Origin of the sequence: Faecalispora jeddahensis (assembly GCF_000577335.1) — a bacterium.
GTDB lineage: Bacteria > Bacillota > Clostridia > Oscillospirales > Acutalibacteraceae > Faecalispora > Faecalispora jeddahensis.
The window spans coordinates 1-18,861 of sequence record NZ_CBYL010000040.1; the positions used below are offsets into that span (position 1 = coordinate 1).

20 protein-coding genes are annotated in these 18,861 nt (G+C 57.0%); 3 read left to right on the forward strand and 17 right to left on the reverse strand.

Features of this window, described 5'->3' with window-relative positions; all coding sequences use genetic code 11:
* The 7 genes from TY09_RS13685 to TY09_RS13715 all read right to left on the reverse strand — a co-directional run.
* A partial coding sequence (locus TY09_RS13685; protein WP_042435478.1) for a ribosome-binding factor A occupies positions 1–213 on the reverse strand: 213 nt, incomplete at its 3' end.
* Between the two features lie 3 nt (positions 214–216).
* Positions 217–2,754 (reverse strand): translation initiation factor IF-2, encoded by a 2,538-nt coding sequence (gene infB / locus TY09_RS13690; protein ID WP_074432641.1) that lies wholly within the window; start codon positions 2,752–2,754, stop codon positions 217–219.
* 4 nt (positions 2,755–2,758) lie between these two features.
* On the reverse strand, positions 2,759–3,082 hold the full coding sequence (locus tag TY09_RS13695) for a L7Ae/L30e/S12e/Gadd45 family ribosomal protein (protein WP_020074326.1): 324 nt from the start codon (positions 3,080–3,082) through the stop codon (positions 2,759–2,761).
* Entirely contained in the window at positions 3,079–3,375 is a 297-nt protein-coding gene (gene rnpM / locus TY09_RS13700) for an RNase P modulator RnpM (protein WP_020074325.1), read from the reverse strand. Before rnpM ends, TY09_RS13695 begins: the two co-directional genes overlap by 4 nt.
* 84 nt (positions 3,376–3,459) lie before the next feature.
* Positions 3,460–4,545, reverse strand: a complete 1,086-nt coding sequence (gene nusA, locus TY09_RS13705) for a transcription termination factor NusA (protein WP_020074324.1) — start codon at positions 4,543–4,545, stop codon at positions 3,460–3,462.
* A 6-nt stretch (positions 4,546–4,551) separates the two neighbouring features.
* On the reverse strand, positions 4,552–5,052 hold the full coding sequence (locus tag TY09_RS13710) for a ribosome maturation factor RimP (RefSeq protein ID WP_326840418.1): 501 nt from the start codon (positions 5,050–5,052) through the stop codon (positions 4,552–4,554).
* A 101-nt stretch (positions 5,053–5,153) separates the two neighbouring features.
* Positions 5,154–5,693 (reverse strand): stage V sporulation T C-terminal domain-containing protein, encoded by a 540-nt coding sequence (locus TY09_RS13715; RefSeq protein ID WP_020074322.1) that lies wholly within the window; start codon positions 5,691–5,693, stop codon positions 5,154–5,156.
* A 278-nt stretch (positions 5,694–5,971) separates the two neighbouring features.
* Between TY09_RS13715 and TY09_RS13720 the strand changes: the two genes are divergently transcribed.
* Together TY09_RS13720 and TY09_RS13725 are read left to right on the forward strand one after the other, a co-directional pair.
* Positions 5,972–6,421: a hypothetical protein gene (locus TY09_RS13720; protein WP_042435482.1), complete on the forward strand. Its 450-nt coding sequence runs from the start codon at positions 5,972–5,974 to the stop codon at positions 6,419–6,421.
* A 28-nt stretch (positions 6,422–6,449) separates the two neighbouring features.
* Positions 6,450–7,367: a D-2-hydroxyacid dehydrogenase gene (locus tag TY09_RS13725; protein WP_042435485.1), complete on the forward strand. Its 918-nt coding sequence runs from the start codon at positions 6,450–6,452 to the stop codon at positions 7,365–7,367.
* Positions 7,368–8,005: 638 nt separating this feature from the next.
* On the opposite strand, the gene TY09_RS13730 is transcribed toward TY09_RS13725, so the two are convergent.
* The 4 genes from TY09_RS13730 to TY09_RS13745 are packed head-to-tail and all read right to left on the reverse strand — an operon-like array spanning position 8,006 to position 11,459.
* Positions 8,006–8,596, reverse strand: a complete 591-nt coding sequence (locus tag TY09_RS13730; protein ID WP_042435488.1) for an Rnf-Nqr domain containing protein — start codon at positions 8,594–8,596, stop codon at positions 8,006–8,008.
* Positions 8,597–8,598: 2 nt separating this feature from the next.
* The gene (locus TY09_RS13735; protein ID WP_042435491.1) at positions 8,599–9,294 is read right to left on the reverse strand and encodes an Rnf-Nqr domain containing protein; all 696 of its coding nucleotides are present in this window, start codon (positions 9,292–9,294) and stop codon (positions 8,599–8,601) included.
* Positions 9,281–10,213: an RnfABCDGE type electron transport complex subunit D gene (locus tag TY09_RS13740; RefSeq protein ID WP_042435493.1), complete on the reverse strand. Its 933-nt coding sequence runs from the start codon at positions 10,211–10,213 to the stop codon at positions 9,281–9,283. The genes TY09_RS13735 and TY09_RS13740 overlap by 14 nt, the downstream gene beginning before the upstream one ends.
* A gap of 7 nt (positions 10,214–10,220) precedes the next feature.
* Positions 10,221–11,459 carry a 4Fe-4S dicluster domain-containing protein gene (locus TY09_RS13745; protein ID WP_042435496.1) on the reverse strand — a complete coding sequence of 413 codons (1,239 nt, stop codon included), beginning with the start codon at positions 11,457–11,459 and terminating at the stop codon, positions 10,221–10,223.
* 78 nt (positions 11,460–11,537) lie between these two features.
* Between TY09_RS13745 and TY09_RS13750 the strand changes: the two genes are divergently transcribed.
* Complete coding sequence (locus TY09_RS13750) at positions 11,538–12,110, forward strand: hypothetical protein (protein ID WP_042435499.1); 573 nt, start codon at positions 11,538–11,540, stop codon at positions 12,108–12,110.
* Here TY09_RS13750 and rpe read toward each other — a convergent pair.
* From rpe to TY09_RS13780, 6 genes are all read right to left on the reverse strand, one after another.
* The gene (gene rpe / locus TY09_RS13755; protein WP_042435502.1) at positions 12,107–12,745 is read right to left on the reverse strand and encodes a ribulose-phosphate 3-epimerase; all 639 of its coding nucleotides are present in this window, start codon (positions 12,743–12,745) and stop codon (positions 12,107–12,109) included. The two genes, TY09_RS13750 and rpe, sit on opposite strands and share 4 nt — an antisense overlap.
* Before the next feature lie 284 nt (positions 12,746–13,029).
* On the reverse strand, positions 13,030–13,971 hold the full coding sequence (locus TY09_RS13760; RefSeq protein WP_042435505.1) for an AEC family transporter: 942 nt from the start codon (positions 13,969–13,971) through the stop codon (positions 13,030–13,032).
* 2 nt (positions 13,972–13,973) lie between these two features.
* A complete protein-coding gene (locus TY09_RS13765) occupies positions 13,974–14,366 on the reverse strand; it encodes a hypothetical protein (protein ID WP_042435507.1) in 393 nt (130 codons plus the stop codon).
* 119 nt (positions 14,367–14,485) lie between these two features.
* Positions 14,486–14,818, reverse strand: coding sequence for a hypothetical protein (locus tag TY09_RS13770; protein ID WP_042435510.1), 333 nt, complete (start codon positions 14,816–14,818; stop codon positions 14,486–14,488).
* Between the two features lie 280 nt (positions 14,819–15,098).
* Positions 15,099–17,078 carry a sodium-translocating pyrophosphatase gene (locus tag TY09_RS13775; RefSeq protein ID WP_042435513.1) on the reverse strand — a complete coding sequence of 660 codons (1,980 nt, stop codon included), beginning with the start codon at positions 17,076–17,078 and terminating at the stop codon, positions 15,099–15,101.
* 354 nt (positions 17,079–17,432) lie between these two features.
* Positions 17,433–18,620, reverse strand: coding sequence for a 3D domain-containing protein (locus tag TY09_RS13780; RefSeq protein WP_042435516.1), 1,188 nt, complete (start codon positions 18,618–18,620; stop codon positions 17,433–17,435).
* Positions 18,621–18,861 lie beyond the last annotated feature (241 nt).

The following is an 18,861-nucleotide window of genomic DNA, read 5'->3' on the forward strand; positions in this document are numbered from 1 at the left end:
GCCCGCCGATTTCAGGCCATCCACCGCCGTTTTAGCCTTGTCCAGCCCTTCCATGGCGCTGACATACACCGTGCAGTAAGACAGATCGTTCGTCACATCCACACGCACAATGCTGATCAGGCCCTGTACACGGGGGTCTTTCAGCTCACGGAACACCGCGGTCAGCTCGCGGTGAATGTCCTCCGTGATCCGTTCCATTTTATGGCTTGGCATTCCTTAATCCTCCCGGTATTCCTCCATGGCAAAAGCCTCCAGAATGTCGCCTTCCTTTACATCGTTGAAGCGATCCAGCCCGATACCGCAGTCATAGCCGTCGGCCACCTCTTTCACGTCGTCTTTGAAGCGGCGCAGAGAGGCAATTTTGTCTTCGGTAATCACGATTCCGTCTCGCACAACGCGAACCTGGGCATTTCTGACAAGCTTGCCGCCGATGACGTGGGCGCCGATAATGGTACCCACATTGGATATTTTGTAAATCTCGCGCGCCTCCGCCTTGCCGAGCGCAACCTCGCGGAATTTCGGGGCAAGCATGCCCTTCATGGCGGATTCGATCTCGTCGATGCAGTCATAAATCACGCGGTACAGGCGCATATCCACACCGTCGCGCTTGGCGTTCTCTTCAGCGATGGGATCGGGCCGCACGTTAAAGCCGACAATGATCGCGTTTGAGGCATTCGCGAGCATCACGTCGGATTCGCTGATCGCGCCGACGCCGCCGTGGATCACGGCCACGCGCACCTCTTCGTTCGAGAGCTTCTCGAGCGACTGGCGCACAGCCTCCACAGAGCCCTGCACGTCCGCCTTGACAATGATCTGCAGGGTCTTCATGTCGCCCTGCTGCATCTGGTCGAACAGGTTGTCGAGCGTGACCTTCGTCTGCGCACGGAACTGCTCTTCCTTCTGCTCGTTGTAGCGCTGCTCTACCAGCTCGCGCGCCAGGCGCTCATCGGAAACGGCGTTGAGCGTGTCACCGCCGGCAGGCACCTCGCCAAGGCCGGTAATCTCCACCGGCATCGAGGGCCCAGCATCCTGTACGCGGTTGCCGCGGTCGTCCATCATGGCGCGAACACGGCCAACGCTGGCGCCGGCCACCACAATATCGCCCACATGCAGGGTGCCGTTCTGCACCAGCACAGTGGCGATGGGGCCGCGGCCCTTATCCAGGCGGGCCTCGATTACGGTACCCTTCGCCGCGCGTTCCGGATTCGCGCGCAGCTCCTTCATATCCGCTACCAGCAGGATCATCTCGAGCAGATCGTCGATACCCTGCTGCGTTTTGGCCGAAACGGGGATGCACGGCGTGTCACCGCCCCACTCCTCGGCCACCAGGCCGTATTCGGTGAGCTGCTGCTTCACGTGGTCCGGATTGGCGCCGGGCTTATCTATTTTGTTGACGGCCACGATGATCGAAACGCCGGCGGCCTTGGCGTGGTTGATCGCCTCCACCGTCTGCGGCATCACGCCGTCGTCGGCGGCCACTACCAGCACGGCGATATCCGTCACCTGCGCGCCGCGGGCGCGCATGGTGGTAAACGCCGCATGGCCGGGGGTATCGAGGAACGTGATCGGCCGATCTTGTATGCTGACGCGGTACGCGCCGATGTGCTGGGTAATGCCGCCCGCCTCGGAGGCTGTTACCTTCGCGTTGCGGATCGCGTCGAGCAGAGAGGTCTTGCCGTGGTCTACGTGGCCCATAACGACCACAACCGGGGCGCGGGGCACGAGGTTGTCGTCCTCATCCTCGCTGTCGTCTATGATCTGCTCCTCAATCGTGACGACGACCTCCTTCTCTACCTTCGCGTGGAATTCCAGCGCGACAAGAGCGGCGGTGTCGAAATCGATCGTGTCGTTCACGGTGGCAAACACGCCCAGAGCCATCAGCTTTTTGATGACCTCAGCGGCGGTGGCCTTCAGGCGCAGCGCAAATTCGCCCACGGTGAGCTCTTCGGGGATGGTGACGGTCATCTGCTTCTGCTTGCGCTCCTGCGCGATGCGGCGCAGGCGTTCGCTCTCGGTTTCGCGGCGGGCGTTCCTCGGCTTGCCGCGGTACTGCGAGCTGCGCTGGGTCAGCTTCTGCTTTTTCACCACGTTGTCCGTCTTAACCTTTTCGGAAGCCATGCGGTCATATTTTTCATTGTAGCGGTCGAGCTCCACATTCGAGGTGCGGGTGTCTACAATGCGGCCCTGGGGCTTTCTCACCACATTGGAATCCGCAGAGGCGGCGGGCGCGTGGGCGCTCTGCTGCGGCTGGGCGTTCTGGCCGTGGTGGTTCTGCTGCTGGGGCCGGTTCTGCTGGCCCTGCGGGTGGGCGGAGCGCTGTTGATTCTGGTGTTGCTGGCCCTGCTGCGGCCGCCCCTGGCCCTGCTGCTGGGGGGCGTTCGGCTTCGGGCCAACCGGGGTGATCTTGCCCGGCTTCACCGCTTTTCTCACCGGCTGCCCGCCGGCTGCCGCCGGGGCCTGCTGCTGCGGGCGCTGTGCGGTCGCTGCGGGCTGCGGCGCCGCCTCGGGGGCCGCGGCGGCAGTCTGTACCGCCGCCTGCGGCTCGCTCCGTGCGTTGTCGGCAAAGTATGCCTCCAAGGAGCCCATGCTGTTTTTCTGCGTAATCGCTTCAAACACCATGTCGAGCTCCTGCTCCGTCAGCGCGGTCATATGTTTCTTTGTCTCGTTACAATATTTTTGCAGGATCTCGATCACGACCTTGTTCGGCACGTTCAGATCCTTCGCCACTTCATGCACCCTGTATTTCATCATCATTGACTCATCCCTCCCGTTTGTCTGCAGCCTCATTGGCCAGCTCCGTCAGCCTCTTAGCGAATCCCTGATCATTCACCGCAATCACTCCGGCTTTTTTTCCCAAAGCCATGCCGATCTCCTCCATGCCGTCCGCAAGGGTCAGCCAGGGGGTTCCGGCCTGCTCTGCCGCCTTCTGTGCGTGGGCGGCGGTGCGCGCGGAAACATCCCGCGCCAACAGGATCAGCTTTGCTTCTCTCTTCTTCAGGGCTTCGTCCACGGCATCATGACCCAGACTGAGCCGGCCCGCGCGCCGGGCGATGCCCAAAAGAGAGAGAACCCGGTTTTTCATTTTCCGATCTCCTCCTCCAGGCGGTCGTACACCTCCGCGGGTATGGGGCAGGAAAACACCCGCTCAAACCGTTTGGACTTGCGCGCCGCTCTCAGACAGTTAATATCCTTGCATACATAAGCGCCGCGCCCGGGTTTACGGCCGGTTAAATCCAGCGAAATCTCCCCCGGCCCGATGACCTGCCCGGATTCATCCTTCACCTCCGGCGCCTTGACCACCCGAACCAGCTCTTTTTTCGGTTTCATTTCTCCGCAGCCTGCGCACATACGCAGGGGCACGCGCTTTTGTATCATACGATCTTACTCCTTCCCGCGCACTCGCGCGGCATTTCTCCCGTTTGAACCTGGGAAGGGAGCTTCCCCCGGCCGGTTGCCGGCTTATTCGCCCTCGGGCTCCTCCGCTTTGCCGGCGGCGGGCTCTTCCCCATAAAAGCCGCTTTCGGGCTTGATGTCGATCTTCCAGCCGGTGAGCTTCGCGGCAAGGCGGGCGTTCTGGCCCTTGTTGCCGATCGCGAGCGAAAGCTGGCTGTCCGGCACGGTCACGCGACACACGCGCGAGCCGTCCTCCGCCACATGTACGGAAAGAACATCCGCCGGAGAAAGCGCCGACGCGATGAACTGGGCCGGGTCGTCGCTGTACTCCACAATGTCGATCTTCTCGCCGCCGAGCTCGGCGACGATATTGGAAACGCGGGCGCCTCTCGCGCCGATGCACGCGCCGACCGCGTCTACATCCGGGTTATGGCTTACCACCGCAAGCTTGGTGCGGGAGCCCGCTTCGCGGGAAACGGCCTTGATTTCGACAACGCCGTCGTAAATTTCGGGAACCTCGGTTTCAAACAGGCGCTTCACCAAGTCGGGATGGGTGCGGCTGATCATGGCGCGGGGGCCCTTTTCCGTCTCTTTCACGTCCACCACGTACACCTTAATGTGGTCGCCCTCGCGCAGCTGCTCGTCGCCGACCTGCTCGCTTTTGGGCAGCACGGCCTCGGCCTTGCCGATTTTCAGCGTAGCCGCTCCCGAACGGGGGTCTACGCGCTCCACGAGCGCGGTGACCAGCTCCTGATTTTTGCTCTGGAACTCCTGCATCATTTGGCCGCGCTCGCCGTCGCGAATGCCCTGGCGGATGATGTTTCTGGCCGTTTGCGCGGCGATTCTGCCAAACTCCTTGGTATTCAGCGCCACGTTGACCTTATCCTCCACGCCGGCGGAGGGGTCAATTTCTCTGGCCTGCGCCAGCGAAATTTCCTTGCCCGGGTCCTCGACCTGCTCGACGACCGTCTTGCGCAGGAACACTTCAAAGTTGCCGCGGGCGGCATCCATGTTGATGAGCGCATCCTCGTTGCCGTAGCTGTTCTTACACGCGGTCAAAATTGCCTTCTTGATTTTATCCAGCATAAAATCGACCGGGATGCCCCGTTCCTTTTCCAACAAATTCAAAGCCTCAAAAACTTCGCTGTTCATCTAAACTTACTCCTCTTCAAAATCGTCATCGAACAGACGCACCGATGCGCTGTCTTTCTGGGCAATGGTAATGACTTCCTCCTCCTCGTCGCGCAGGCGGATCTCTCCATCCGCCAAAGAGAGCAGCTCCCCGTAAAGCTCCCGGCGGCCGTCCGGCAGCGGGCGAATCAATTTAACCCGCACCGGCGAGCCGGCAAAACGCTCAAAATGCTCCGGGCGGGTCAATTCTCGGTTGATCCCCGGAGAACATACCTCCAGGCAATAGCTTTGCTCAATCGGGTCCTCTTCATCCAGCAAGGCGCTCAGCGCACGGCTGACAGCTTCGCAGTCGTCCAGGCCAATCCCCTCGGGCTTGTCGAGAAAGACCCGCAAAAACCAGTCCGCGCCCTCTTTGACAAAGCGGACATCCCAAATTGTTACGCCTGCACCGCTTGCGGCACGCTCCGCAAGCGCCCAGACGGCACCCACTGTATTCCCTGATTTTTTCTTTGCAGCCAACGCTTTCACCTCATAGACAAACAAAAGAGCGGGTCACCCCACTCTTTCATCCTCACCGTTATTTACTCGGTTTAGTATAGCATATTCTTTTGGAAAATGCAACTTTATTTTCAGTTTTCGATCTGCCGCGCCAGAAAAGAAGCAGCGGCCTGTGTGAGCTTGATGTCGCTGGCGTCGGGCTGTTCGGTGGAATCCCCCGCGAGCAGCACCACGGCGCCCATTACGTCGCTCGATGCGATGATGGGGTACACCACCGAAGCGGCGCGGTTGATTCCTTCCACCGGCTGCAGCGGCGGGCTGTTCTGGTCGCGCACATACGTGTTGCGGGCGTGCATCGTCTCTTCCAGATCCTGCGACACGCGGCGCTCCATATACTCCTTGCGGGAAGCCCCCGCCACCGCGATCACATGGTCACAGTCACATACCAGAGCCGGCCGGTTCGCGATTTTGCTGAGCACGTCTGCATACTGCGCCGCAAAAGCGGACATTTCCCCTACTGCCGAATATTTTTTAAAGATAACGCCGCCCTCGGCATCCGTAAATATTTCCAGCGGGTCGCCCTCACGAATTCTGAGAGTCCGGCGGATTTCCTTCGGGATAACGACGCGGCCTAAATCATCAATTCGTCTGACAATTCCTGTAGCCTTCAAGTTAATACTCCCTCCTGCGATTTGATTTACGATTATTATCCGCACTCTCTTTTCTCTTATTCATGCCTCTTCCAATTCCGCCAAGGAATCCCTATGGAGGATTTTAGCAAATCTTTCGATGGGACTCGCTGTTCTTTTCCGATTCTTTGGTGTATAATATACGCCATACAGCGATAAAACCGGGAAACAACGCCCTGTTTTTTCAGCGGATGCTGATCGCGCTATTTTACATCATCTAAAAAATCGATTGAAAACGCAAAACACAGGAGGTACCCCCGTTGAAACAAAGAACGTTTTTTTCATCGGCCCTGCTGGCGGTTCTGCTGGTGCTGGCCCTGACCGGCTGCTCCGCGCGCACCGCCGTGGACGCAAATGACTTTAAAACCCTTGCGGAAGGCGCCGGTTACACCGTAACGGACAACACAGATCAGCTCAGCGGCGCGAAAAGCTACCTGAGCGCGGAAGACAAAAGCGGCAACGAGCTGTATTACGCCGCTCTTTCCGACGAAGCCACCGCGCTGCGTCTGTACAATTCCATCAAGGACAGCATTCAGACCGGCGGCAACAAGCCCACCAATCTGGATTCCACCCCTTACGCGAAATACACCGTAACGAACGGCGAGCTGTACCACCGCGTCAGCCGCGTAAATAACACGGTGATCTACGGCAAATGCCTTGTTACCAGCCAGTCCGCGCTGGATAAGCTGCTGGATTCCATCCATTATTGATTTTTAAATGATGTTCGGGAGAGTGCATATGAAAAAGATTCTGGTTCTGTTCCGTTTATCCGATTCCCAGAAAGCGCTTCTGGAACAAAGCATTCCCGGTGCTGGTTTTACTTATGCGACACGCAGTTCCGTCACCGACGCGCAGCTTGAGGAGGCCGACGTGATTTTCGGCAATCCCAAGCCCGAAAAGCTTTCTGGGCTGACCCGCCTGAGATTGCTGCAGCTCTCCACCGCGGGCAGCGACAATTACGAAGGAGATGGCATTCTGCCGTCCGACTGCACCATGTACAGCGCAAGCGGCGCTTACGGCGTCGCCGTTTCGGAGCACATGTTGGCGCTGACGCTCGCGTTCTGTAAAAAGCTGCACCTCTACCGCGACAACCAGCGGCAATCGTTGTGGAAGGATGAAGGCGGGGTCGTTTCGCTCTCTTCCATGAAGGTGCTGGTCATTGGCGCGGGGGACATCGGCAGCCACTACGCGCGGCTGTGCCGGGCACTTGGCTCCTACATCATCGGCGTGCGGCGAACGGCAAGCTCGCCCACAGAGGAATTCGACGAGCTGCACACGCTGGATAAACTGGATCAGCTGCTTCCAAAGGCGGATGCCGTGGCGATGGCTCTGCCGTACACGCCCGAAACGCAGCATTTTATGAATGAGCATCGCCTTCAGTTGATGAAGCCGGGCGCACTGCTGATCAACGGCGGGCGCGGCAAGACGGTAGACCAGCAGGCCGTACTCGCTGTTCTGCAAAGCGGGCATCTCGGCGGTTTCGTCACCGACGTCTGCGACCCCGAACCACTGCCGGAAAGCAATCCGTTGTGGCTGGAAAAGAACGTGGTTTTAACGCCGCATATCGCCGGACTGTTCCATTTGCCCCAAACGCTTGAGTTTGTTCTGGAACTGGGCATTCGGAATATCAAGCGTTTCCTGAAAGGAAATCCCTGATTTTAGTTTGATGAATGAAATGAATCCCCGCTCCGTTTTAGGAGCGGGGATTTTTTGCTTTCTTGGCTCATTCTTTTTTCAAGAAGATTTTCAACAATTTGTTAACTTTTGGTTGAAAACCATTTGAATTCTACTTTTTGTTTTTAAAAATTATTCCTTATGCTGGGGGAACTTCCGTCAAAGATATTTCGTTCGCGAGAGGACGAGTTGTTTTTCTCTGCAGGTTTTTCCGCGATGTGCGCGCAGATGCAGTCTGTCTTCTGGCGCAGGCCTGCCCCTCGTGCCGGGGCGGGTACTTACTTTCGCAGCGAGGTGAAAGTAAGCAAAGACTCGCCAAAGGATACCTTTGGAATCCGTTTGCGGAATGAGCCCTAACAGTGTAACTAACAGCTACTAGTAAGGTGCTCCATTGAAAATGCCCACTCTCCTGGTTTCATCAAAAAACAAGCTTAGCAATCTCGTCCGTCGGCGGTCATTTTCAGAACGCTCTCGTCGACTTGCAGTTTTTAGACACGAAAGTCTACACCAAAGCCGTTTTCGCGCGAGAACCGGCAGCACACGCGTGACAATTGGAGCACGGAGCGAAAGTTCTCTTTGCGTTAACCCGCGACGCATGCGCAGGTTTAACCTGCCCTGCATTAAAAAAGCTTGCCGCCGGCGAAGCCAAATAAGGCCATCGAAAGAATACCCACATACAAAAACACCGACGGCAGCCCCTGGAACGCTTTGGGCATATCGGGATTCTTCAGCCGCTCCATCGCGTGGGACAAAACAAGCGCCGCCGTAAAGAACGCCGCGCCCGTTCCGATCGCATAGCCGGTGATCTGCCAGCCGGTCATGCGGAACACCCGCTGAATAAACGGCATGGCCAACACAATGCAGTTGATCGCCGACGAAGAGAACACCGGCTCCAGCCTTTTGTAGCGCGCGGCGAAAAACATACGGTACAAAAGCGCCGCGAGCAGATACACCACCGCAACGCATCCCGCGAAAATCGCGGGGCGGTAAAACGCCGCGGGACTGATCCCCGGCACCAGCTGATTGAGGGCGATCCCCATCCAGGCGGAAATCAAAGTAAAAGCGCTTAAAAGTCCGGCGTACGAAAGCAATATTTTTGGCCTGCGCGCCGCGCGGAGCACCCGGCTGAACCCGACGCCGCCGCAGAAGATCACATTCTGTGCCGTCAACGCCAGAATGGCATAGAAAAACAACTGCACTGCCATTTCCATTCCTACTTCGCCTTCCTTTCCGCCGCAGCCCGCTTGGCATTCGTGTGCTGAATCAGCGCCGCAATTACGCCCAACAGCAAAAATCCAACGAAGGGATACGCGCCCGCGTGGTATACTCCGCCCGTGTCCTTAACAATGTTGCTCCAAATTTCCCGCAGGGCCGCCACCAGAAAGATCACTGCGGAAAAGCCCGCCGTGCAGCCCAGCGAATCCATGAGCACCGCCAGCGTGATGTGCGACGGCGCGTAATCGTTGGCGCGCGACAGAATAATCGAATTGCCGATCATCAGAACTGCGTAAATGCTCAGAGCAGAAAACGCCTGCGGCATCAGCCACTTGGCCAGCGCCGCCGCAGGCAGATACATCACTCCAGAGAGCACCAGCGCCGCCGCGGGGCGAATCCACACCGGTATTTTCATCCAGCCGCTGAGAAGGCACACCGGCAGCATTATGACCAGCATCATCAGCGAAAGCACCGCGGCGTTCTGCATCGTATAGCCCGCTCCCACCACGGGGAACAGACCCAGCGCGCCGATTGCCACCGGGTTGCGGAAGACCAGGCCGTTCAGGAAAATCCCGGTGCTTTCCTTAATCAGGCGCTTGTGCATCGTTTTTTTCGAGCCTCTTGCGGACGACCGCCGGCCGCCCTTTTCCATCAGTTGGGATTCCGCCTTCGGCTTCTTCTTATTGCTGCTCATTGCGCCTCGCCTCCCTCCTCGCCGTCACGGCAATCACAAAGCTGTCGATCACGGGAGAAACCGCGTTCATCAGCAGCACCGCAAAGCAGGCCGCCTGCTCAAACGCTCCGTACCGGCGCATCAGCATAATCAGCACACCGGCTACCGCGCCATACAGGGCTTTGCCCACATGTGTGCGGGGCGATGTCACCGGGTCGGTAATCAAAAACACAGAGCAGAACAGCAGCGAGCCCGACAGCAGCTCATATTTTAACGACGTGAGCGGTGTTACCATAATGCGCGGGAACAGCAGGGCCATCAGCCCGGCCGCCGCCAGAAAGCACACGGTAATCCGCCAGCTCACCGTTTTCTTCACGATCAGATACACGGCGCAGGCCGCAACCACCAGTACGGCAGTGGTTCCGATCGCCCCGCCGTCAGTGCCCCACAGCATCTCGGAGGGAATCTGATTTGGCTTGAGCCCTTCCTTAAGTACTGAAGCCGCAGACGGTTCCGAAAACGAAAACACCCGCTGCGGCCAGAACACAGTGACAAACGCGACTCCCGCCGCCGCAGGGTTAAACGGATTGTTCCCGGTAAAGCCGAACGGCACACGAGCTGCCAGCACCGCAAACGCGCCCGCCAGAACCGGCAGCCATAAAGGAGCCAGCGGCGGCATGAGCATCGCGATGATCAGGCCCGTCACCACGGAGGAAAGTTCCGAGATATCCACCTGCCGCTTTGCGATCATACAGGCGGCGATTTCAGAAATAAAGCAGGACGCGACTGACGCTGCCGCGACCCAGAGAACGTGCGTGCCATAATGCACCGTGGGCAAGGGCAAAAGAAGAGCCAGCGCCAACAGCATGTCCTTCATCATGGTAGACACCGTTTGTCCGCTGCGGAGAAACGGCGGTTTTTGAATCATAAGCTGCTGCATTCGGCGCTTATCCCCTTTCTTTGATTTCCATTGCGCGGGCCACCGCCCCCGAAAGATCGAGCCCCGACGGGCACACCACCGAGCAGGCGTTGCAGGCACAGCACAAATCGGCGCGCAGAAGCTGCCCGGCGTCGGGGTATTCCTGCCCCTGCAGGCGACGGTAGATGTCCCAGGGCATGATCCCTACGGGACAGGCGGCCTCGCATTTTCCGCACCCGATGCACGGAAACACTTTGACCGTCTGCATCGCCTCCGGCAGAACGATCAGGCACCGCAGGTCCGCAGTGACAGGAGCGGAGAGCTCCTCCACCCGATTCCCTGTGATCGGCGAGCCCGCAATCACCACCGTGCGTTTTTTGCGCCCGCATGCGGAGAGCAGGTCTTCAATCGGCATGCCCAGCGGAACCCGCAGGTTCTGCCAGCGGGAGACGCCCTCCCCGGCCACGGTGATCACCGTGGTGGTCTGGGGGATTCCGCGCTCCGCCGCCTGCGCAAACGCTTCCAGCGCCTGCACGCCGACCAGGCCGGGACGATGTCCCTGCCGGCGCAGCCTTTTTAAAAGACCGGGCCGCGCGGGGTAACGCCCGCCGCTGCCAACCAGCAGATCGGCTATCTGGCCCGAAACACGCGAGTAGCTGCGGGCGCGAAAGCTGCTGACGACCGCGATACCGGTCTTTTTTGCGCCAACCGCCAAAGCCGCCAGCTCCAGTCCCTGCTGTACCCCCTGCGGATTTTCGCGCAGGACAGCCAAACCGCTGCAAACATATGGCTCGTCATCCAGCACATTCGCACCAAGCCAATCAATTTTCATTCGACGAAGCCGTTTCAGCTTCTTAAACAAGGGTATCCCATCATATTCATCAATAATCCCGGCGGCGGCCGCAAGGCGAATCAGCTCGTCCGGCGCATGCTCCATTCCGGGAGCGCGCAGGGTCAGCTCCTGCTCCTCGCTGTCCTGCCGGATCGCCGCACAGTCCACCATGCCCCGCACCGGGTGGGGCAAAGCCTGAAAGCCGGTGACCGTGCCGCTCACGGGTGAGGTGACTGCGACATGGCTGCCCGGCATGGAAAGCTGGGAAAAGCGCAGCACTGTCTCCCCTGCGCGCACGCAGCGGTCGGTCAGCGCCTGAGCGCCCGGCAAAGGCACATACAGTACCTCCGGCGCGGGCAGCGCCAGAATTTTCGCTTTCATCGTTCGGCTCTTTTGCTGCTCCAGCCGGATGCCGGAGGAAAAAAACGAAATCATTGGAAATCACCTCTTACAAAATACCGGGGCCGTTAATATTATAGTAGTGAAGCTCTTATTGTGATTGGGGGTGTCAACTTGAAGACTAAAGCCCTGGATGCTTCTCACCTGCTGATCATCCTGACCGCACGGGAAACCCGGGCCTTGGGGCTGATGCAGGGATTGAGCTGGAGCAGCCTGCACTGCCGGCTGACGATTGCCCGCATTTTTGCCGCGGCCTGTGCCAGCACCAACTTTACGCTGAAGAGGGACCAGGTCGCGATTCGTGCGATGGCAACCGCAGACGGTGAAACCGTGCTGATGTTTACCGCGGTGTCCCCGGCAAAAGCCAAAAAAGGAGAACCGCGTAAAATTTACCGGATCAAATGCTCCGGGCCTTATGTGTATGAACTGGAAAATGCCGGAGATCTTCTGGATGTTCTGGAGCATCTGTACCGCCTCAACACGCTCGGCGGATGCCAGCTGCTGCGGTACGGCAACAGCTACCGGCTGATTCTCTCCCCGTATTTTGCGATGAAAGAAAAAACAGAATCCTTCTTGAAAGAATATGCCCGGCTTCGCGGCATTGGCAAAACGGCCGCAGCCCTTTCTCTGGAGCACGGCGAGCTGCTTTCACGCGACGCGGTGAACCAGGTAGGCGGGTGTCTTTAGCGCCCGGCCGACTGCAGCTGCCGAATCACCGCGGCGGGATCCTCTGCTTTAAAGATCCCGGTGCCGGCCACACAAACATCCACGCTCGCCTGTGCGCATTCCAGAACCGTTTGGGCATTGATCCCTCCGTCCACTTCAATCAGGACGGAGGGATTTTTCTCTTTGATTTGCCGTACCTTCAAAAGCGGCCCGGGCATAAAGCTCTGCCCGCCAAAGCCGGGTTCCACCGTCATGACCAGCACCAGATACAGCTTGTCCAGATACGGAAAGATCGACTCGGCAGGGGTATTGGGTTTGATTACCATCGCAGGTTTTACCCCATGAGAAAGGATTTCTGCGATCACCTCTTCGGGATCATCGGCGCATTCCACGTGGAACGAGATGATGTCTGCCCCGGCTTTCGCAAAATCCACAATGTATTTCTTCGGGTGCTGGATCATCAGATGAACGTCAAACGGAAGTGCCGTATGGGGCCGCATGGCCGCGATCACCGGCGCGCCAAAAGAAATATTCGGAACAAACGCGCCGTCCATTACGTCCAGGTGAACGAAATCGGCGCCGCCGTCGGTAATTTTTTTCAGCTCGTCCGCCAGATGTGAAAAATCCGACGCCAGCATCGAGGGGGATACTAACATAGTGAGAACTCCTTCCTGCGCAAAACGCAGCGGCTGTTTTGGAACAACGCGCTTCTGAGGGAAGCACCGGCACTCCGCTCCGCAGCCAGGAGCGCCGTCCCCTCGCTTGATCTGTTCTATTTTACCCCAATTTCCACCCTTTTTCAAGCGCGGCGCAAAACACGTCCAAATAGAAAATGCCCGCCACAGCCAGAACGGCTGAGGCAGGCAATCTATTTGAAGCGGTACTCAATCTCGCCCGCAATCCATACTATGCGATTCGGGGCATCCACGCCACTCCTTTTTCAGGGGACAAAAGCCAAATTCTGCGCCAGCACTGCAATTGCCGGCATGGTGAGAATAGAGAGCAGCGTGCTCAGCGCGATCATCTTACAGGCCAGCTGCGTGTCGTTGCCGAGCTTGATCGCAAACAGCACCGAGTTCATCCCAACCGGCGCGGCCATCAGCAGCGCCGTGGTCACCATCACGACGGGGTCGGGCCGCAGCAGCCACAGCAGCAGCAAAAAAGCCACCGGCACCATAACAAGACGCAGCGCCGTCACCAGATAGACCTCGCGGTCTGAAAAAACATCGCGCAGGTTCAGCTTAGCCAGATATGTACCCACCACAATCATCGCCAACGGCGTGTTCATCGCCCCGATGGAATCCAGCGTTTGTACCAGAGGCTCCGGCAGAGAAATCGACAGCGCGTACAGCGGCAGTCCGATCGCAAAGCTGATGGTTCCGGGATTCAGCAGCGCCTTTCTCAGCATCTGCCTGCGGTCCTCCCCGGCTCCGCCCAGGATGATATACCCATGCGTCCACGTCAAAAGATTAAAGGCCACCACGCATGCAGAGGCGTACACTACGCCTGCGCTGCCCAAAATGGCCTGGGCTAGCGGCAGACCCATGAACCCGCAGTTGGAATATACCGCGCCATAGCGCAGCATGCCCGCGCGGGCGCGTGTCTGCCTGCGAAACACCAGCTGCATGGCCGCGGCGACGGCGATCATCCCCGCCAGAAATAAAAGGATCGTCAGCAGGATCTTGCCCGTGCTGACTCCTTCTGAATCCGCCTGCAGCGCCGCGATAATCAAACACGGCCCAACGATATACAGCAGCAGATTCGTCAGCTGAGCAGCGCCGCGCGAGGTAATGATCCGCTTTTTATAGCAGACATACCCCACACCCATGATCAAAAACATAACGAGGACCTTTTCCGCCACGGCAAGGGTCGAAGCGATCAAGACTAATCCTCCCTATGGCTGTCCGGCGGATCACCGGCGGGTGTGGAATCCTCATCCGAAGCTTCCTGCGGCAAAGCCTGTTCTTCCGGCTCACTGAACTCCTCATCCTGCACATGGTCCTGCGGATCCTGCTCCAGCATGGCCTCGGTCCGCTTTTTCTCGCGGTAGAAGGCTACGCCCACTACGGCCAGCGCGACTGCGGTCACTCCGCGCAGTACCCAGCCCATGGTTCCGCTGAACATGTGGTAATCCGGGTACAGCAGATTCATCAGCCACCATCCGCCGAGGAACAAAAAGTATATCCCTGCAAAAATAAATATCTTGTTTTCCTGGCGCAGTCTGAAAATCATGATCAGACCGGCGGCAAACCAGATCACGGGGTAAAGATATGCCATATACCATTTTCTCCTGTTCTCTGAAGAGAGAATTTCTCAAGTCTCGTTTCATCATTCTTCAAATGAGACCTGAATATTCAGTACTTAGTATAAAACCGGAGAATGGGATTGTCAAGGACTCACGCGCACCGGCCCACGTGAGGGTGCTCTGCCGGCACACAGGATGGCGGACAATATATTGCGGCCCGGTGATGGGAATGCAGAAAACGCGTCCGCCGCTCTTTCGAGAGCCGCTCTTTGCGAACAGCCAGCAGGCAGCAGCCCGCCAGCAGGCCCTGCATCAGGCTTTGCAGCACCTGCAGCGCAAACGCACCGCCCGGAATCAAAAGCCCTAAAACACCCGAAAGCGCACACAGCCCCCAGATTTGGCGCGTTTCTTTCCGGCGGGGCCGCTCCCGCAGAAAAACCAATATCGCAATTGCCAGGGTCAACACAGTTACCGCTGTACTCATCGTTTTGCCCTCCCAAACCGCTCATACGTTCGATTTACTTTATCATAGCAAATGTTTGTTCGATTTGCAAGAGGGTAGGCAAAAGAAATTTTGCTGGCGCAGACTGAGCCTGCATGCACATCGCGGGAAGGCCTGCAAAGAAAACCGCTCCTTCCGTCGCAAAGGCAACCCCTCTGCCATGAAGAGAACATAAAAAATCAGGGTCTGCTCCAGCCTAAGGGGCAGACCCTGCATCAGCAGAAGCTCTGCGGTAAATCCATAAAATAAAAAAGACTTTTCTTTACAGCAGGCATCCCTTCGAAAGGAAGAGCGGAGCGCACACCAGTGCAATGATCGACATCAGCTTGATGAGCGTATTGAGCGCGGGGCCGGAGGTATCCTTGAACGGGTCGCCGACCGTATCGCCTACAACCGCCGCCTTATGCGCGGCACTGCCCTTGCCGCCGTGCTGGCCCTGCTCGATATATTTCTTCGCGTTATCCCACGCGCCGCCGGAGTTCGCCATAAAAATCGCCATCATTACGCCCGTGACCAAAGCGCCCGCCAGCGTGCCGCCCAGCGCCTGCACGCCGAGTACAAGGCCCACCGCCACCGGGGTCAGAATTGCAATCAGACCGGGGGCAAGCATTTCCTTCAGCGCCGCGCGCGTAGAAATTGCAACGCACTTTTTGTAATCGGGGCGCTGATTTCCGCTCATAATGCCGGGCATCGTGTGGAACTGGCGGCGTACCTCCTCGATCATCTCAAAGGCTGCCTTGCCCACCGATTCCATTGTAAACGCGGAGAACAAAAACGGCATCATACCGCCGATCAGCAGGCCGATCATCACGCGGGGCTCCAGAATACTGATCGACGTAAGGTCTACAGCCTCCGCGTAAGAAACGAACAGCGACAGCGCCGTGAGCGCGGCCGAACCGATGGCAAAGCCCTTGCCTACCGCTGCCGTGGTATTACCCACCGCGTCGAGCTGGTCGGTGATTTCGCGCACGGAGGAATCCAGCCCGCTCATCTCTGCAATACCTCCGGCGTTATCCGCAATCGGGCCGTAAGCATCCACCGCCACGGTGATTCCCGTGGTGGAGAGCATCCCCAGCGCCGCGAGAGCAATCCCATATAGTCCCCCGACAGTATAGGAAACAAAAATTGCCGCGCAGATCGTCAGCAAAGGCACCGTCACCGATGTCATTCCCACCGCGATTCCGCTGATGATATTCGTTGCCGAGCCGGTCTCAGACTGCCGGGCAATCTTTTTGACAAATCCAAACTCAGCGGAGGTATACACCTCTGTCAGAACGCCGATCAAAATGCCGGCCAAAAGCCCTGACATCACCGCAATTCCGGGCCTCAGGCCATCAAACAGCCACCGACTGAGCAGCAGAGCGCCCGCCATGACAACGCCGCCCGCGAAATAGGTGCCGCTGTCAAGCGCGCGCTTCGGATTCGGATGCTTGCTCAGGCGTACCAGAACTGTTCCGATCACCGATGCAAAGATGCCGACCGCCGCGAGCAGCAGCGGAAACAGCGCGCCCTCCTCGCCAAACGCGGCAAGGCCCAGCGAAATGGCGGATACGATCGACACCGAATAGGATTCGAACAAATCGGCTCCCATGCCGGCCACATCCCCTACGTTGTCCCCCACGTTATCCGCAATAACTGCCGGATTGCGCGGGTCATCCTCGGGAATGCCGGCCTCGACCTTCCCCACCAGATCGGCGCCCACATCCGCCGCCTTGGTATAGATGCCCCCGCCAACGCGCGCAAACAGCGCAATGGAAGAGACGCCCAGGCTGTAATCAAACAAAATGTTTGGGTCGCGGACCAGATAATACAGCATCCCCACACCCAAAAGGCCAAGTCCCGCTACAGTAAGGCCTGTTACCGCTCCTCCGGAAAAGGCGATGGAAAGCGCACGCCGCATACCGTGCTCCTTGGCGGCGTTGGCTGTGCGCACATTGGCGCGGGTTGCAATATTCATCCCGAAAAAGCCGGCCAGAATCGAAGACACTGCGCCGATCAAAAACGCGGCGGCGCCCAAAAGGCCAGCCACCACGGCAATCACAGCAAATACAACCGCAATGAAAACCGCCAGAATTTTATATTCCGCCCACAAAAAAGCATTCGCGCCGTCCCGGATTGCCGCGGCAATCTCTTTCATCCGCTCTGTGCCCTCCGCCTGTGCCGTTACCTGCCTTGCAAGTATCACTGCCGCAAGCAGCGCAGTGAGGGCAGCCCCAGCCGCCAGATAATAATACAAATCCATTCTAAAACTCTCCTCTGCATTCGTTTCCTTTTTCTATCCGGCTGAGTTTCTCGATTCATTTGTGCCGCGTGCGTTCTTGATATTCCATACCGCATAGAAAAATTCAGATATGTTGTGCAATTATACCATGTGAAAAAAGAGCGAGTCAATAAAAGTTCCACATTACGCACAAATTGTAAAAAAGATTTAAGAAACATGCACAAAATACGATGGAATTCGCACTTTCAATTCTTTTACAGAATGATATAGAGCTTCCCTTTCGCCTCAATCTTCCATTCAAAACCGAAGAAATAAAAAAAGAGGAACGGCAGAAAACCTGCCGTTCCTCTTTTTTATTTCTCACGCTACCCGCGGTTAGTCCAGAACATAAATCAGCATATTGCGCACACCAAAGCTGTTACACTGGCTTTCCGTGTCGTAGTACAGGTCGACCAGAATCCGGCCGCTGAGCATCGCTCCGCCGGTATCCGCCGCCTCGGCATAACCGTACACTACCTTGCCGTTGGGCGAAGTAATATACAGCTTTGTTCCATAAGGAATAATCTTGGGGTCAACCGCTACATAGCCAACCTTGGCCGGCTTGCCGGTTGCGGTACGTCCGCCATTCGAGGTATAGGCCGTAGCCTTACCCTTCAGAACCTTTTTGTAAGTCATCTGCTTGCCGTTTTTGTCCGTAAAGGTTGGCGCAGCAGATACCTCTGCCACTACCTCTTTCTTGGAAGGAGCCACCAGCTTTACTTCTGCAACAGGCTGCTTTACAACTGCGCTGCTGACGGTTTTGGTTTCTTTCACGATACCGTCTACGAGCTTTTCACGAACGACAACCTCACGCTCGCCGGTTTCACCGACTGCTGTAACGCGGAAAGAGCCCTGCGAAACGGTGTCGCTCTCTTTTGTGACAGTGGTATACGGAATTTCTTCCGTCTTTGTCACGTCACGGTAGGTGACTCTCTTTACGGTAACTACAAGGCCGTCCCCCACCGGCGTGTCGGGAGAAGGAGTCACGATGTCATCCTCATTCAGAGAGATGCCGCTCTCTTCGAGCGCCTGCTCTACGGTTCCCTCAGAAACCACGGGGCTTACAAAGCCGCCGTCGAGCAGAACGTGAATTCCATACTGCTTTGTCACCTCTACCTTGTCGCCCTCAGAAAGCTCCTGATCCAGAGGAACATTGAGCAGATCTTTGTCGCTCACCTGTACCTTGGCCTTTTCGAGCGCCTGAGCGGCGGTCTCATTCGTGTACATGATTACCGGGGTGGTTTTCCCCTCGGCGGTTACATTGACCTCGTACCCTCTGCGAACATGAATGACAATTCCATGTTCATCATTTCTTGTTACCACATCGTGGGGGCCAACTTTAACTTGGGCCTGTGCCAAAATGTCTTCTGTTTTAGAAGACAGCACCTGAATTGTATAAGTGTTATTATCATCCACAATGGTGGCGGCAATGGTGGTTGCAACCGCTGTTACGACGGAACTTAAAAAAATAATCATCGTCAGCGCGAACGCGACGAATTTTTTCGCCGGGAAATGAAGTTCCAACTTGCATTGTCTCCTTTCTTCTTCCTCAACACCCTGAATATGAAAAAGCCGCAAAGAATCTTTGCGTCGTTGAGGTAAGGAATTCGGATGTGCGTCAATGGCGTTATTATATCTGCACAATATGAATGCTGTCAAATTAGTTTCCTTGGTATTTTTGTGCAGTTTATACAATTCAAAAAAATTATAATTCTTGCTAGAAATAATAACCGCCTGTTTTCTCCGATTTTCTATTTTTTCGTCG

What these genes read in the sequence shown, in the direction of transcription:
- TY09_RS13725 (WP_042435485.1), top strand. Translation starts at nt 6,450, where the DNA reads ATGAAAAAGATTCTGGTTCTGTTCCGTTTATCCGATTCCCAGAAAGCG.
- TY09_RS13735 (WP_042435491.1), bottom strand. Translation starts at nt 9,294, where the DNA reads ATGAGCAGCAATAAGAAGAAGCCGAAGGCGGAATCCCAACTGATGGAA.
- TY09_RS13770 (WP_042435510.1), bottom strand. Translation starts at nt 14,818, where the DNA reads ATGAGTACAGCGGTAACTGTGTTGACCCTGGCAATTGCGATATTGGTT.
- TY09_RS13730 (WP_042435488.1), bottom strand. Translation starts at nt 8,596, where the DNA reads ATGGAAATGGCAGTGCAGTTGTTTTTCTATGCCATTCTGGCGTTGACG.
- TY09_RS13765 (WP_042435507.1), bottom strand. Translation starts at nt 14,366, where the DNA reads ATGGCATATCTTTACCCCGTGATCTGGTTTGCCGCCGGTCTGATCATG.
- rnpM (WP_020074325.1), bottom strand. Translation starts at nt 3,375, where the DNA reads ATGATACAAAAGCGCGTGCCCCTGCGTATGTGCGCAGGCTGCGGAGAA.
- TY09_RS13740 (WP_042435493.1), bottom strand. Translation starts at nt 10,213, where the DNA reads ATGCAGCAGCTTATGATTCAAAAACCGCCGTTTCTCCGCAGCGGACAA.
- infB (WP_074432641.1), bottom strand. Translation starts at nt 2,754, where the DNA reads ATGATGATGAAATACAGGGTGCATGAAGTGGCGAAGGATCTGAACGTG.
- TY09_RS13775 (WP_042435513.1), bottom strand. Translation starts at nt 17,078, where the DNA reads ATGGATTTGTATTATTATCTGGCGGCTGGGGCTGCCCTCACTGCGCTG.
- nusA (WP_020074324.1), bottom strand. Translation starts at nt 4,545, where the DNA reads ATGAACAGCGAAGTTTTTGAGGCTTTGAATTTGTTGGAAAAGGAACGG.
- TY09_RS13745 (WP_042435496.1), bottom strand. Translation starts at nt 11,459, where the DNA reads ATGATTTCGTTTTTTTCCTCCGGCATCCGGCTGGAGCAGCAAAAGAGC.
- rpe (WP_042435502.1), bottom strand. Translation starts at nt 12,745, where the DNA reads ATGTTAGTATCCCCCTCGATGCTGGCGTCGGATTTTTCACATCTGGCG.
- TY09_RS13695 (WP_020074326.1), bottom strand. Translation starts at nt 3,082, where the DNA reads ATGAAAAACCGGGTTCTCTCTCTTTTGGGCATCGCCCGGCGCGCGGGC.